This is a genomic window from Alcaligenes sp. 13f (assembly GCF_020496585.1).
Taxonomy (GTDB): Bacteria; Pseudomonadota; Gammaproteobacteria; order Burkholderiales; family Burkholderiaceae_B; genus Alcaligenes; species Alcaligenes phenolicus.
This window is the reverse complement of record NZ_JAHKKC010000001.1, coordinates 142447-155413: the sequence shown is the minus strand read 5'-3', so window position 1 is coordinate 155413 and position 12967 is coordinate 142447. Positions and strand designations below refer to the sequence as shown.

The following is a 12967-nucleotide window of genomic DNA, read 5'->3' as shown; positions in this document are numbered from 1 at the left end:
TGACTGGCAGCCCCCCCCTACATCCCTGTGCTTACACCGTGATCGTCTATGTATCGAACAGCCTAAATACGGCACGGATTCAAGACCTGCTTCTGGAGCCTAGCGTCGAAGGAGCTTGCCCAAACCGCGCCTGAAACAAACGGCTGAAATGGGAGAGGTCCTTGAAGCCACAGGCCATGGCCACCTCGGTCACCCGTTTGTGTTTCCCCTCGTCCAACAAACGGTAGCTCCGGATCAAACGCTGCTCCCACAGCCATTGCATGGGGGTTGTCGCTTCTTGTGCAAAGAGCCGATATAGCGTGCGAGCCGCCATGGACGAAGCACGGGCAATTTGCTCCACATCCAGTGCATCCTCATGCAGGTGCGCCCGTATATAAACCTTGATCTGTTCCAGACGCCGCTCCTGACGATTGCCCAGAGAAAGCGCAGAAGTTTCAGACTCGAAGACCGCAGAAAAGATGTCCAGCACCGAAGCCGTCACACGCTGATCCATGCCGTCCTCAGCAGATCTCCCCATACCAAGCAGTTGCTTGACCAAAGCCCCCGCCATCGGCCCCAGACGCGAGTTGGCCGCAATACGGCGCGCAGCCAGATTCCCCACCGAGGGCAGGCGCGTTGCCAGCAAGGGACGAGGAATCATGACCATGGCCGCATGAGCCAAAGGCCCCAGCTCCAAATCAAAAGGCCGTGACTGATCCTGAAGGACCAAGTCACCTGCTCCCAGGCTCACATAGCGTCCGTCCTGGCTCAGCTGAATATGGCCATCCAGCATGAGCCACAACATGAAGCAGTCGCGCTGATCTTTACGAATATCGGCCTGCCGTCTGTTGACGCGTATGGCCTCCCCCTGAGGGGTGGCAGACCAGATGCTGCTCAGGCCCAAACCACCAAAGCTATTGAGCGTGACCCGCGCCTGAAACTGGTGTCGGGCAATCTGGCTGCACTCGGTCTGTGAAAACTGCCTACAAGTGACCTCGTGCCAGTGTTCAAAGCTGTCTCCGGGCTTGACCGCTATGATCGCTGTCATAGGTTCAGTCTCCATAATCGGCGCTCTCTGCACCGATGGATTAATCGTTTTTCAACAAGATTACGTCCATTCCCCAAGCACAGACAAGCCCGGAAAACACCCAGCCCCAGCCCCCTGCCTGTGCATTATTCAAGATGGCAGACACAGTCAAAAAATCCATAAAAATGGCACAGACAGCCAAGCCGAATCCGCCTCATCCTCCTACTCTACAAGCGTCTATGACACCGGCAGCGGCAATCCCAACTACACAGCCGCCCGGCCTTGAGCAAACCAAAGGAGAATGAGATGGCTATTCAGATTGATCAAATCAATCCTGGCAGCACGGCGGTCATTGTGATCGACATGCAAAACGACTTCATCGCCCCCGGCGCCCCCCTGGAAACGCCCATGGGCATGGAGCTGATGCCCCGCCTGCAAAAACTGCTGGACCATGCCCGCCAAACCGGCATGGAAGTGATCTTCACCGCCCACGCCCACCGCCGCAACGGCTGCGATATGGGGCTGTTCGGGGAGATTTACCCTCCGATTCAAAACCAGGTGGGACTGGTCGATGAGACCGCTGGCGTTGATATTTACCCCGAAGTGGCTCCACAAGGGGACGAGGTCGTCATCAAGAAGCATCGGTACAGCGCGTTCTTTGGCACAGACCTGGACATCATCCTGCGTACCCGCAAGATCGATACGGTTGTGATCACCGGCGTGACCACTGAGAACTGCTGCCACGCCACGGCCCGCGATGCCATGTTCCATGGCTACAAAGTGGCTTTCATCTCCGATGCGACCGGCACCTACCACTACCCGGATATGGGCTTTGGGGCGATTCCCGCTGAAGAAGTGCACCGCGTCACCCTGGGAGTGCTGGCGGTATCCACCGCGCATGTCATGACGACAGATGAGCTGATTCAGAAATCCAGACAATAATCACGAACGGGGCCAGAACCCGCATGCATTGAGCCCCCAGCTCATCAGGCAACACAACAGGTCTTGTGAATCGTCACACTTTTGAGGATCGCTTCTCAAGACCTGCGGTTATTTTTCTTGTGCCACAACAAGTTGCGCCAGCCGCTGTATGGACAGCGGCGCACAGCCTTCCGCATCATTGCTGATCGTCACATAAGCCGCCTGCCCCGCCCCCGTAATTCCACGAATCGTGCGCGCCAGCACCGTGCGGGTATGCAAGTCCTCGCTGACGATGGCATCGAAGGGGGTATGCTTTTTTTGAGCATCGGCATAGCCGTAAGCACCAAACTCCCGGTTCAAGTTCCAGCGACACACCAAGGGTCCCGGCCACAAGGCGCGCAATACAGGCAGTTGCTCCGCAATCGGCGGCATCTTGCCGTGCAGGCCCAAGCAAAACGTCGCGCCATTGGCCTTGAGCGTATCGACAAGACTTTGGGTCAGCAGCTCCGGATCTCGGACTTCTACAGCAAGCACCACTTGTGAACCCTGCGGTAAAGCCTCTCGCGCCGCCGCCAGCATCTGCCCCAATTTGTCGAACATCTCTGCCGGGCGATTCAACCAGCCCCAGGACAGTGGGCTTAACTGGAAGACCAGCACGCCCAGCTTGTCACGCAAGCCCTCCGCGGCAGGCTGCACAAACTGCTCTACAGCCAGACGGATATTCAGAAAGTCCGGATTGGACTTGCGCACCTTGCCCTGCTCATCACGAACTTGAGCATCCGTAATCATAGACGGGCATTTCACGACGAAGCGGAAGTCTTCATCCACCTGCGTGGCGTAGGCGGAATACTGCGTGACCGTCAAAGGACGCCAGAAGGTGCGATCGACACAGACTGTACGCATCAAAGGATGCTGGTGATAGGCCTCCAGGCCATGCTTGGACAGGATGCTCGACTCGTACTCACCATCCCAGATCAAGCCTTCCCAACCGGGGTAGGACCAGGTGGAGACACCGAAACGCAAGGCTTCAGGAAGCTGGGCGGCCAGATCGCTTAGCTCCAGCGCGGAAGCAGCAAGGCTGACTTTGGTGATTTTGCGTCGGGAGGGAGCAGCGGGCTTTGAAGCAGGTGGCTGAGGAATGGCATCGCCGAAAAGATCTTCTTGCATGGTGGGTATAGTGCCATGGGAGAGAGCTCAAGCAAACTGGGTAAGACCCAAGCCAAACTTGGTTTTTATCATTTTCAACAAAATCCTAGTTTTATTACTATATTCACGTTCTTTTTAGGATTCTAAAACGTACGAAATTACTGTTTTCACGCCCGTTTATGGGACATTACGCAAGCTCTTATCACGTTGATAAGCCGACGCCCCATGAAGAAGGCACCCCGCGCAAGACGTGACACAAAACATCCATAATGAAATGGTCGGAGAAGTCCGCATTTTGGTGACCTTCCAACGAGCCTAGGAAAGGCTGAAAGAAATGCTGGAAATGCCTGAACAAGACAGTACTCGGGTCATTCGCTCTTTGAAAGAAAACGGCTGGCACGTTTCCGGGAAGTTGAAATAGGCGTATCCACAACTGGAAAAGCAGGAACTGGCAGAACGTGTTGTAGAGGCAGTTCGCTCGGCATTCGAAAAATGAAAACCGCAGGCCGCGCCGAAATAGATCAGAGTTAGCCTAGGAGCAACAGTCTTGGGAAACAAAGCAGAACTGGAGCGGGTGATGGGAATCGAACCCACGACGGATGCTTGGGAAGCATCAGTTTTACCATTAAACTACACCCGCCCTGATGGAGAGGTCTGCATCTAAAGCAGACAATCCCGCGAATGGGGAAGCGAAAATTATAGCGCGATCTTTTCTTGATGCGTGGTTCCCGCCCTATCTTTTTCACGTGCATCCCCATGAATTCAGTGGCAAGACTCACTACAATAGAGCTTTCCCGCTTTTAGCTAATACGCGAGCCATTCCTGATGCCCGCGCCACAACCATGACCACCAGCAACGAAAAACCATCCCTGCTGTCGCCCAATGTCGCGAACAGCAATTCCGGCGAGACCCATATCCGTAGCTTTGTTCATCGGCGCGCGCACATTACGCCCAGCCAGGAACAGGCCCTGGCGCGCCTCTTGCCCCTGTGGTCGATCAGCTACCGCGACAACATCCTTAAACCAGAAACAGTGTTTGGCAATGACAACCCCCTGATTCTGGAAATCGGTTTTGGCATGGGTGAAACCACCCAGAAGATTGCCCAGGCTCGTCCCGACGACAACTTCCTGGGTGTGGAAGTGTTCAACGCCGGTGTGGGCGCTTTGCTCAAGCGTATTGATGACAACCAGATCAGCAATATCCGCATCATTCAACATGACGCGGTGGAAGTGGTGCGCGACATGATCGCCCCTGCCTCGCTGGCGGGCATTCATATCTACTTCCCGGACCCCTGGCCCAAGAAGCGCCATCACAAGCGTCGTCTGGTGCAATCGCCCTTTATTCAGCTGCTGACCAGCCGTCTGAAACCCGGTGGTTACATTCATTGCGCGACCGACTGGGAAAACTACGCCGAACAAATGCTGGAAGTGCTGTCCGCCGAGCCCATGCTCAGCAACACGCACGAAGGCTACGCACCCCGCCCTGACTTCCGTCCACTGACCAAGTTCGAGAACCGTGGGCTGCGTCTGGGTCATGGCGTGTGGGATCTGATCTTCACCCGCAATGACACCCCTACCCCTGAACTGAACTGGCCCAAGAAAGAACAATGAGCGCTACCCTGTTCCCGCCTATAGAGCCTTACGCCCAAGGCACTTTGCACACCGATGATGGGCACCATATCTACTGGGAATGCTGCGGCAACCCGGCAGGTAAACCCGCCATTTTCTTGCACGGTGGGCCGGGATCAGGATGTTCTGCCGATCACCGCCGCCTGTTCGACCCGCAAAAATACAATGTGCTGCTGTTTGATCAGCGCGGTTGCGGGCGCTCCTACCCTCATGCCAGCCTGGAGAACAACACCACCTGGCATCTGGTTCAGGACATGGAGCGGCTGCGCAAGGAAAAGCTCAAGGCCGACAAGATGCTGGTCTTTGGCGGCTCCTGGGGCTCGACTCTGGCCTTGGCCTATGCCCAGACTCACCCCGAGCATGTCAGCGAACTGATTGTGCGCGGTATCTTCATGGCTCGTCCTGAAGAGCTGCACTGGTTTTACCAGGAAGGCGCCTCGCGCTTATTCCCGGACATCTGGGAACAGTATCTGGCTCCTATTCCCAAAGAAGAGCACGGGGATCTGATTAGCGCCTATCACAAGCGTCTGACAGGCGACGACCCTGCTGTGCAGCTACGCGCCGCACATGCCTGGTCGCAATGGGAAAGCAATACGATCACACTCTTGCCCAGCCAGAACCACCTGGACGCCAAATCCAGTGATAAAGCCGCTTTGGCCTTTGCACGCATTGAAAACCACTATTTCATGAACCGGGGTTTTCTGGAGCCGGATCAGTTGCTGAAAAACGCCCACCGCTTGCATGGCATTCCCGGTGTCATCGTGCAGGGACGCTATGATGTGTGCACTCCGGCGCATACAGCCTGGCAACTGCATCGCGCTTGGCCCCAAGCAGAATTTCATATGGTTGCGGACGCAGGCCACGCCTACGACGAACCCGGCATTTTGGCCCGGCTGCTGGCCGCCACCCAGAAGTTTGCCATCTGAATCACTCGTCCGGCCCTGGCCGGACCATATCCAGAGACAAGAATGAACATTACCCTGAACGGCCAGAGCAAGACTCTGGCAAACTCCGACACGGTTGGCACGCTGATTATCGAGCTGGGCTACGAGAACAAGCGCATTGCCGTGGAACTGAACGGCGATATCGTGCCCAAAAGCCAGCACGCCAGCACCCCGATCAAAGAAGGCGACACCATTGAAATCGTGGTTGCCGTCGGTGGCGGCTGATACTCGCCCTGTAAAATGCACAATTGCTGACATTCCGGTACGGCTTCAAGGATAAAAATGAGGTCATAATGGGCCGTCTCGCCTGCCATCAAGCAGGCAGCCATAGAACCCTAACTTCAGGAGCAAAGCGATGGGCGTATTCAGTTTTCTTAAAGATGTCGGCGAAAAACTCTTTGGTGCCAACGAAGCCAAAGCAGCAACAGCTGACGAACTCCAGAAAGAACTGGCCAAACACCAACTTTCCGCCGACGGTCTGAATCTGGCGGTTGATGGCGACAAAGTTACGGTTAGCGGCCAGGCTGCCTCCACCGAACAGGCCGAAAAAATTGTGCTGGCTCTGGGCAACACCCTGGGTGTCTCGCAGGTCGACAACCAGCTCAGCGTAGCTCAGCCTTCCGCTGAAGCCACCATGTACACCGTACAGAAAGGCGATACCCTGTGGAAAATTGCTGAAACCCACTACGGCAAGGCAAATGGTGCGAAATACACCGTTATTTTTGAAGCCAACAAGCCTATGCTCAGCCATCCTGACAAGATTTACCCCGGTCAGGTACTGCGTATTCCGGCGCTGTAATAACAACGGATCAGAACGAGAAAAGCCCGCATATGTGGGTTTTTCTCTTGGTCGTCTTGTCCAAACAGGTCACGCTCTTGCGACGAGCCAGCACTACGGCACTGCAATCTTGCGTTACCCAGATCAAATCGGTTTCCTGACGACCTGGCACCACTGCCTTGAACTCGTTCATATCTCTCTGGCTGCTATACCCAGGCTCCGACCAGACCTCTCATTCAACAACACGCAAGTCCCATACCAATATCCACACAGATCGCTAACACATTGATATTTAATTTTTAACACCATCAACATCACAAGCTGCTCAACCATCCACCAAACATCCGGTTTTCCGAACACAGGACCCACAAGAGGAACGGAAATCCGGATGGGCAGCACCGCTCCCTAAGGACTATGGATACTAAAAGGCCCTAAACCCGGCGCGCCGTCAATACCTGCCTGAGCACGGTTGTCGCTGCCGCCACGGGAACTGACAGATGCGTTTCATCCGCTAGCACCACGTGGCCCACCTCCAAGCCCTGGCCCGACAGCGCCGAATCCAAGCGGCGGGCCAAGGAGTGAGTCAGTTGCAGGGTCTGCGCACTTTCTGCCCCGCCTGCCATCAACAACAAACGCTTACCGAGCAGCGCGACCTTGCCTGCCTGTGCTTGCGCCGTAAACGCTCGCTCCCTGGCCAGGATGAAGTGGTCTTGCCACCAGACGGACGGGCTGATGGCGACAATCTGAGAGAACCGCTCAGGCTGTGCGTAAAACAAACTCAATGCAAACATGCCGCCGAAAGAATGCCCCAACAGCACCTGGCGATGCGCATCAACGGGAAATCGCCGCGCAATGTCCGGCAATAATTGCTGCGACAGAAATGCCATCATCTCCAACTCGCCCCCCAACGTCGGCCATCCAGGCTGCGGCGTCTGGCCAACAGGCAGCGGCGGCGTAAAGTCATACGCTCGCCGTGCCAGATCAAAGGGCTCTGGCGTGGGATAGCCGACCGCCACCAAGATGGCATCATCCGCCAATTCGCTTTGCATTCGGGCGGCATCGTAATACGCCCCAAAGAAGGCATTGCCATCGAGCAGATACAGCACGGGATGGCCTGCGGCGAACCGGGGCGCTTGACGCGGGGGCCTGACCATCACCTGATACCCGCCCCCCGACGTCGCAAGCGAAAACTGTTCGGTACCGGGCAAATGGACGGCCTGCTCCTGCGCAGCCCGGACCGGCAGGGCCAGGACCGACCCGGCCAGCCCGCCCAGCAGGCATCGGCGACGAGCTGGGTTCAGAATCACCAGCGGTACCTCAAACTGGCCATGACTTGTCGGCCCACGCCCAGATAGCAGTAGCCGCTATTGCACACCGGGACTTCTTTATCCGCTACGTTCTGCACATTCAAGGATGCCTTCCAACCCTTGAGAGAAGCAAAACGCCGACCGGGTTCATAGCTGACGGCCAGATCGACCAGCGTGGAGGCAGGGTTATGCATGGTGTTGAGCGTATCGCCATAACTGCTGCCCACATACCGTGCGCCAGCACCGAAACCCAATCCCGCCAAGGGTCCGCGCGACAAACGATAATCCAGCCATGCCCCAGCCACATGACGCGGTTGGCGGCTAGGCGTCTTGCCAATTTCGGCAGCATTATTGCTGGCTCGCACCTGACTACGGTTGTAGCTGTAATAGGCAGTCAAATCCAACCCATCAGCCAACTCGGCCACGGCTTCCAGTTCAATGCCCCGAGAACGCAACTTGCCTGCCAGTTCCGAATACGCCGTGCCCGGCACGGACCGTACCGCATCGGTCTCATCGATCTGATAAGCAGCCAGGGTGATCTGGCTGCGGTGACCCGGCAGTTGATACTTGATACCGGCCTCGATCTGCGCACCACGAGTCGGGTCCAGAGGTCTACCCTGCACGTTCAGACTGCTATTGGGTGTGAACGACGTGGCGTAACTCAGATACGGCGCAAAGCCACTGTCGCTCAGATACAGCACCCCTGCCTGCCACGTAAACGCATCATCTTTCTTGCGCAAGGCGCTACCACCCGCCAATACGTCCTCATTGCGCTGCCGTACAACATCGTATCGACCGCCCAAGCTCAAACGCCAGTTACCTATGTCGGCCTGATGAGACAGATAGTAGCCAAGCTGTTGATCGCGCTGCTTGACCGAAACCAGGTTGTAGTCAGGCGTGGGCAAGGAGACATTGCCATAGTGCGGATGGTCCAAATCCAGCGGCGGCACGCCGCTGGCCAGATAGCCGATGCGGTTATCCCAATCCACCCATTGATAATCGAAACCCGCCAACAGTTGATGAGCGACAGTGCCAGTCTGCAAGCGCATCAGCGCCCGATTATCCACGACCAGGCTTTTCACCTTGCTGCCCACCGACCAGGCTGACCTGTCCATGATGCGCGTTCCGGGCCGCAGGCCCGCGTTGTCCAGGTAACGCACCTTCATGTCCAGATCACCGTAACGCAACTGCTGGCTCAACGTCAGGGCATCACTATAGCGATGCTCCAGCTCGTATCCCAACTGATACTCCGTCTGGCGTTGGTAATCGTAATCAGGATCGCTGATACGCATACTGGTCGGCCTGCCATTATCAACATACGTGCCAACCCCGCCATCAGTTTCGTCTTTGATATATTGGCCGCGCAATGTCAGCGTCGTTTTCTCACTTAACTGAAAATCAAACGCGGAAGCCAGCACGTCCCTGTCATCGGCAATTTCGCGTTCGTGTTCACCTCGCCGGATCAGGCCCGTCACCCGAAAGCGCGCCGTGCCACTCTCATTTATGTCATCACCGATATCAAGGGCCAGTTGCTTACGATCATGGGATGCGCCGGTCAGCATGAGTTCACGCACGGGCGTGTCCGTCGGACGCTTGGACACCCGGTTGACCAAACCACCCGGCGTACCCTGCCCGTACAAGACCGACATCGGCCCCTTGACAATATCCACCCGCTCCAGCAAATAGGCTTCAGTGCGCGGTGTCGCATAAATGCCCGGTGTCTGGCGCAAACCATCCAGGTAATCCCCTTTGATGTTGACCTGAAAACCACGTATGGATATCTGGTCAAAGCGAGGATCGAAACCGGCACCACCTGTTGTCACTCCGGCCGTATACGTCACGGCATCCAATACGCTCATGCTGCCACGCGCGTCCATTTGCGCACGAGTAACCACACTGACCGATCGCGGTGTTTCATGCAGCGCTTCGTCAATCTTGCCGATACGGCTTTGCATGGCCACAAAGCCATCCTGGATGCTACCCTGAGTTGACGTACCTGCTCTGACCATAATAGGCGTCAAGGTCGCCGTCTCGACCTTGGGCTGCAAGGCATAGCGCCCCGGCCCAGTGTTACGCGCTTGCAAATCGGTAGCTACAAGCAAGACGGCCAATCCCTGTTCCACACTATAGGTGCCGTGCAGGCCCGCCGTTTGCCGCCCTTGAACCAGGCTGGCGGCCCCGCCCAGATAAATACCCGCACTCTGCGAGAACTGATTCAATGCCTGGCCCAACGGACCTGCTGCGATCGTAAATTGCAGCATCGGCGCACTTGCCGATGCGCTTTGCTGCGCCACGGCAGCAAGCGGAAAGATCGTGGGCCCCATCAGGCACGCAGCCAAAAAACGTTGCAATACGGATTGACGGAAAAAAGTAGGGGTTTGCATGAGAAAAACAAGAGTTCCGGGCACTGTCGTTGCGCAGTGCCTTCCCTATATGGATCGGACGAAAAACCAAAAGGGGAACTATGCTTAGGGGCTGTTGACACTACAAGGCCCTAGCGCGGCTCTATCGTTACCCACCACGGTAAGTTGCGCTGCACCCTGATCGGCAAAGCCTCGGACAACAAAGCCAGGGCAGCATCGGTATCAGGAACGGGATACGCCCCCATGACCTTAAGGTCGGCAATATCCGGATGCACGCCCAGATAACCCGGGCGATAGCGTGCCAGTCGCCGCAGGAAATCCACCAAACGCATATTGTCTACCGCCAGCACGCCGGCACGCCAAGCCGCTTGCGTCTGATCCAGCATGTGCTCGACACCCATGCGGTCTGATGCAATACCGACTTGCATCCCTTGTTCAATGATCCGCCGTTCACCCGTGCGGGCCAGACTGACTTGCACCGCCCCCTCCAAGACGGCAAGGTGAGCCGATTCGGCCTCTTTGCGCACCAGAAACACCGTACCCAACGCCCGCATCGTGCCAAACCGTGTCTTGACCACAAAAGGCTTGGCACGGTCATGCGCGGTTTGCACCACCACTTCGCCCTGATGCAAAGTCAGCAGACGCAGGTTCTCCTTGACCACAAAGTCTGCTGCACTGGCGGTATTGAGCCAGAGATGACTGCCATCGGGCAGGTGCAGATCACGAATTTCTCCAAGCCGGGTTTGGTAATCCGCCTGCCAGGCCAGCATCTTGTCTTGTGCCGGGGGATACCGCCAAACCATCCATCCGCCCGCGCCCGCCATCATCACGCCCGCTAAGGTACGCATCGCGCGGCGACGCGCAGGGGCTGCCGCCTGGCGCAGGCCTGCCGCCGCTGACGTGGAGCCTGTCTGCCCAGCCAATGCGGCAAAACGCTGGCCAACAGCGGTGATTTTTGCCCAAGCCGCTTGATGCTCAGCTTGGCTGTGCAGCCAATGCTGCCATGCCTGTCGTTGTGCGCTATCGTCCGGCGCATCGCCAAGGCGCACATACCAATCCGCTGCCTCTTGCAAGGTTCGGTGCCACTGCAACGCCGCCGGCTTCACTGCGGGTGCGTCATTATCATGCTGGACCACGCGGGCTGTGCCTCTTGAAAATCGGTTTCGAGCAAGGCGCAATGCACTAAGGCCTGCGCCATATATTTTTTGACCATGCGCTCAGAGACGCCCAGGCGCTCAGCGATATCCCGATACTTGAGGCCCTCGACCTGCGCCAAGATAAACGCCTCTTTGACTTTAGCTGGCAGGCGCTGCAACACCGCGCCTAATTCAAGCAGGGTTTCAAGAACAATCGCCTGTTGCTCTGGAGAAGGTGCCACACCGTGGGCATAAAATAACGCCTCTCGCCATGCTGACTCTACCTCGCGACGACGCCATAAATCAATACACAGCCCCTTGCCCATGGTGCGCAGATAAGCCCGAGCACCGCTTGGACTGTCAAAGCCTCGCGGTGTCAGCAACAAACGCAGGAAAGCATCCTGCGCCAGATCGGCTGCATCGCTGGCATTACCCAGGCGCCGTTGCAGCCAGGAACGTAGCCAGCCATGATGCAACTGATAGAGCTCCTCAATGCCGGAATCAGCCATATAGGCTCTCATACAATAAAACAAATGATTATAATATCAATTCTTATTCCGATACCGCCTCAACAACCGTCTCATGTCGCCAAGCAGGACGTGTGCGACCAACAAGGCAATCGCGGATCAACACGGCGGTGGTACGCTGCCCGATCGAACTGATCCAACTCTCCTTCCCATGCCTTACCATCCTGAAACGAGCGGCCATCTAGACGTAGCCCAGGTCAGCGATCAGTGCTGTGTCCGTGTTCTTCACGCCCTCGCTGCTGCAATACCAATGCAGCCGCAGCAATGTCAGCCAAGGCAATACCGACGGCCTTATAAACAATAATGTCGTCCCGACGTCCCTTTGCCACCGGCTTTTGAATCGTATCAGCCAGAGCCTCAAGCTTAGGAACAAGCCTCTCCTGGTCAGGAAACAAGGCCAGATCCCCCGTATCTTGCAAGGTTTGCTCAGGCCACTCCACAACCACCTTAGCAGCCCGCTGGATCAGCTTTGCATCAATTTCCTGAGTATGCGCCAGACATGAGCCAATCGCTGCGACAAAGCTGCCCGCCTGTACATGATCACTCTCAAAAACCGGTTTCAATGATCGCGTGGCGGTCACAATAATTTGACTTTTTGAGGCAGCCTCTTGCGCACTGACATGCTCAACCAAGACAGGCAGGGCCGCCAAAGCCTGTTTCACGGTCTCTGTAGATAAATATGGATCACAAACATACACGTTCCGGATAGGGAAAGCCGCCAGGAACTGCCTGATATGCTCCAAGCCCAGAGGACCCAGGCCAAAGACACCGAGTGTGGGAGTCTGGGGGTCCGCATAGCGTCTTGCGACCAGCACACTACTGGCTGCCGTTCGAATCGGCGTCAGTTCATCGGACTCCAGGGTCGCCAACGCCTCCCCCGTCTTGGTACTGAACAGCACCACTCTAAAACACAGTTTCCCTTTATAAGAGGTATAGATCTTGCTCCCGGCATAACCCAGCGCAGGTATCACCGCCCCCATGGATACCAACCTGAACCCATCCACCTCTGTTCTAAACCTGGGCTGCATGGCCGCTTCCCCACGCTGCCAAGCAAGATAGGCTTTTTCCAATACTTGCTCTAGTGTCTGAGGCACGAGCTGACGCCTGACCTCTGCATTATCGATATAAATCACCTCAGCCATCCTCCACTGACATACTCGTACTGTCGCAGCCGACCCGCGTCCCAAAATAGCGACGCGCCCCGCGGCATC

The 12967-nt window shown here is 56.5% G+C and carries 12 protein-coding genes and 1 tRNA gene; 5 read left to right on the top strand and 8 right to left on the bottom strand.

Going from position 1 to position 12967, the window contains the following annotated elements:
* Positions 1 to 79: 79 nt before the first annotated feature.
* Entirely contained in the window at positions 80 to 1027 is a 948-nt protein-coding gene (locus KOE80_RS00710) for a helix-turn-helix domain-containing protein (protein WP_226348105.1), read from the bottom strand.
* Positions 1028 to 1312: 285 nt separating this feature from the next.
* On the opposite strand from KOE80_RS00710, the gene KOE80_RS00705 reads away from it, so the two are divergent.
* A complete protein-coding gene (locus KOE80_RS00705) occupies positions 1313 to 1948 on the top strand; it encodes a cysteine hydrolase family protein (protein ID WP_226348104.1) in 636 nt (211 codons plus the stop codon).
* A gap of 108 nt (positions 1949 to 2056) precedes the next feature.
* Here the strand turns inward: KOE80_RS00705 and KOE80_RS00700 are convergent, their stop codons facing one another.
* Complete coding sequence (locus KOE80_RS00700) at positions 2057 to 3094, bottom strand: DUF72 domain-containing protein (protein ID WP_226348103.1); 1038 nt, start codon at positions 3092 to 3094, stop codon at positions 2057 to 2059.
* 545 nt (positions 3095 to 3639) lie between these two features.
* Positions 3640 to 3713: transfer RNA gene (locus KOE80_RS00695), tRNA-Gly, on the bottom strand.
* Between the two features lie 202 nt (positions 3714 to 3915).
* Between KOE80_RS00695 and trmB the strand changes: the two genes are divergently transcribed.
* The 4 genes from trmB (at position 3916) to lysM (ending at position 6444) form a co-directional block, all read left to right on the top strand.
* Positions 3916 to 4683, top strand: a complete 768-nt coding sequence (gene trmB / locus KOE80_RS00690; protein ID WP_226348102.1) for a tRNA (guanosine(46)-N7)-methyltransferase TrmB — start codon at positions 3916 to 3918, stop codon at positions 4681 to 4683.
* On the top strand, positions 4680 to 5627 hold the full coding sequence (gene pip, locus KOE80_RS00685) for a prolyl aminopeptidase (protein ID WP_226348101.1): 948 nt from the start codon (positions 4680 to 4682) through the stop codon (positions 5625 to 5627). The genes trmB and pip overlap by 4 nt, the downstream gene beginning before the upstream one ends.
* A 42-nt stretch (positions 5628 to 5669) precedes the next feature.
* On the top strand, positions 5670 to 5870 hold the full coding sequence (gene thiS, locus KOE80_RS00680) for a sulfur carrier protein ThiS (RefSeq protein WP_060186249.1): 201 nt from the start codon (positions 5670 to 5672) through the stop codon (positions 5868 to 5870).
* A 130-nt stretch (positions 5871 to 6000) separates the two neighbouring features.
* The gene (gene lysM, locus KOE80_RS00675) at positions 6001 to 6444 is read left to right on the top strand and encodes a peptidoglycan-binding protein LysM (protein ID WP_045930802.1); all 444 of its coding nucleotides are present in this window, start codon (positions 6001 to 6003) and stop codon (positions 6442 to 6444) included.
* Positions 6445 to 6854: 410 nt separating this feature from the next.
* On the opposite strand, the gene KOE80_RS00670 is transcribed toward lysM, so the two are convergent.
* The 5 genes from KOE80_RS00670 to KOE80_RS00650 all read right to left on the bottom strand — a co-directional run bounded on the left by KOE80_RS00670 (position 6855) and on the right by KOE80_RS00650 (position 12889).
* Positions 6855 to 7730, bottom strand: a complete 876-nt coding sequence (locus KOE80_RS00670; RefSeq protein WP_226348100.1) for an alpha/beta hydrolase — start codon at positions 7728 to 7730, stop codon at positions 6855 to 6857.
* Positions 7727 to 10114, bottom strand: a complete 2388-nt coding sequence (locus tag KOE80_RS00665) for a TonB-dependent siderophore receptor (protein ID WP_226348099.1) — start codon at positions 10112 to 10114, stop codon at positions 7727 to 7729. The genes KOE80_RS00670 and KOE80_RS00665 overlap by 4 nt, the downstream gene beginning before the upstream one ends.
* A 110-nt stretch (positions 10115 to 10224) precedes the next feature.
* The gene (locus KOE80_RS00660) at positions 10225 to 11229 is read right to left on the bottom strand and encodes a FecR domain-containing protein (protein ID WP_226348098.1); all 1005 of its coding nucleotides are present in this window, start codon (positions 11227 to 11229) and stop codon (positions 10225 to 10227) included.
* Positions 11196 to 11738 (bottom strand): sigma-70 family RNA polymerase sigma factor, encoded by a 543-nt coding sequence (locus tag KOE80_RS00655; protein ID WP_226348097.1) that lies wholly within the window; start codon positions 11736 to 11738, stop codon positions 11196 to 11198. Before KOE80_RS00655 ends, KOE80_RS00660 begins: the two co-directional genes overlap by 34 nt.
* A gap of 215 nt (positions 11739 to 11953) precedes the next feature.
* Positions 11954 to 12889 carry an ornithine cyclodeaminase family protein gene (locus KOE80_RS00650; RefSeq protein WP_226348096.1) on the bottom strand — a complete coding sequence of 312 codons (936 nt, stop codon included), beginning with the start codon at positions 12887 to 12889 and terminating at the stop codon, positions 11954 to 11956.
* Between the last annotated feature and the right edge of the window lie 78 nt (positions 12890 to 12967).

Coding starts and splice junctions, on each gene's coding strand:
- KOE80_RS00710 (WP_226348105.1), bottom strand. CDS start 1,027: ATGACAGCGATCATAGCGGTCAAGCCCGGAGACAGCTTTGAACACTGG.
- KOE80_RS00705 (WP_226348104.1), top strand. CDS start 1,313: ATGGCTATTCAGATTGATCAAATCAATCCTGGCAGCACGGCGGTCATT.
- KOE80_RS00700 (WP_226348103.1), bottom strand. CDS start 3,094: ATGCAAGAAGATCTTTTCGGCGATGCCATTCCTCAGCCACCTGCTTCA.
- trmB (WP_226348102.1), top strand. CDS start 3,916: ATGACCACCAGCAACGAAAAACCATCCCTGCTGTCGCCCAATGTCGCG.
- pip (WP_226348101.1), top strand. CDS start 4,680: ATGAGCGCTACCCTGTTCCCGCCTATAGAGCCTTACGCCCAAGGCACT.
- thiS (WP_060186249.1), top strand. CDS start 5,670: ATGAACATTACCCTGAACGGCCAGAGCAAGACTCTGGCAAACTCCGAC.
- lysM (WP_045930802.1), top strand. CDS start 6,001: ATGGGCGTATTCAGTTTTCTTAAAGATGTCGGCGAAAAACTCTTTGGT.
- KOE80_RS00665 (WP_226348099.1), bottom strand. CDS start 10,114: ATGCAAACCCCTACTTTTTTCCGTCAATCCGTATTGCAACGTTTTTTG.
- KOE80_RS00655 (WP_226348097.1), bottom strand. CDS start 11,738: ATGGCTGATTCCGGCATTGAGGAGCTCTATCAGTTGCATCATGGCTGG.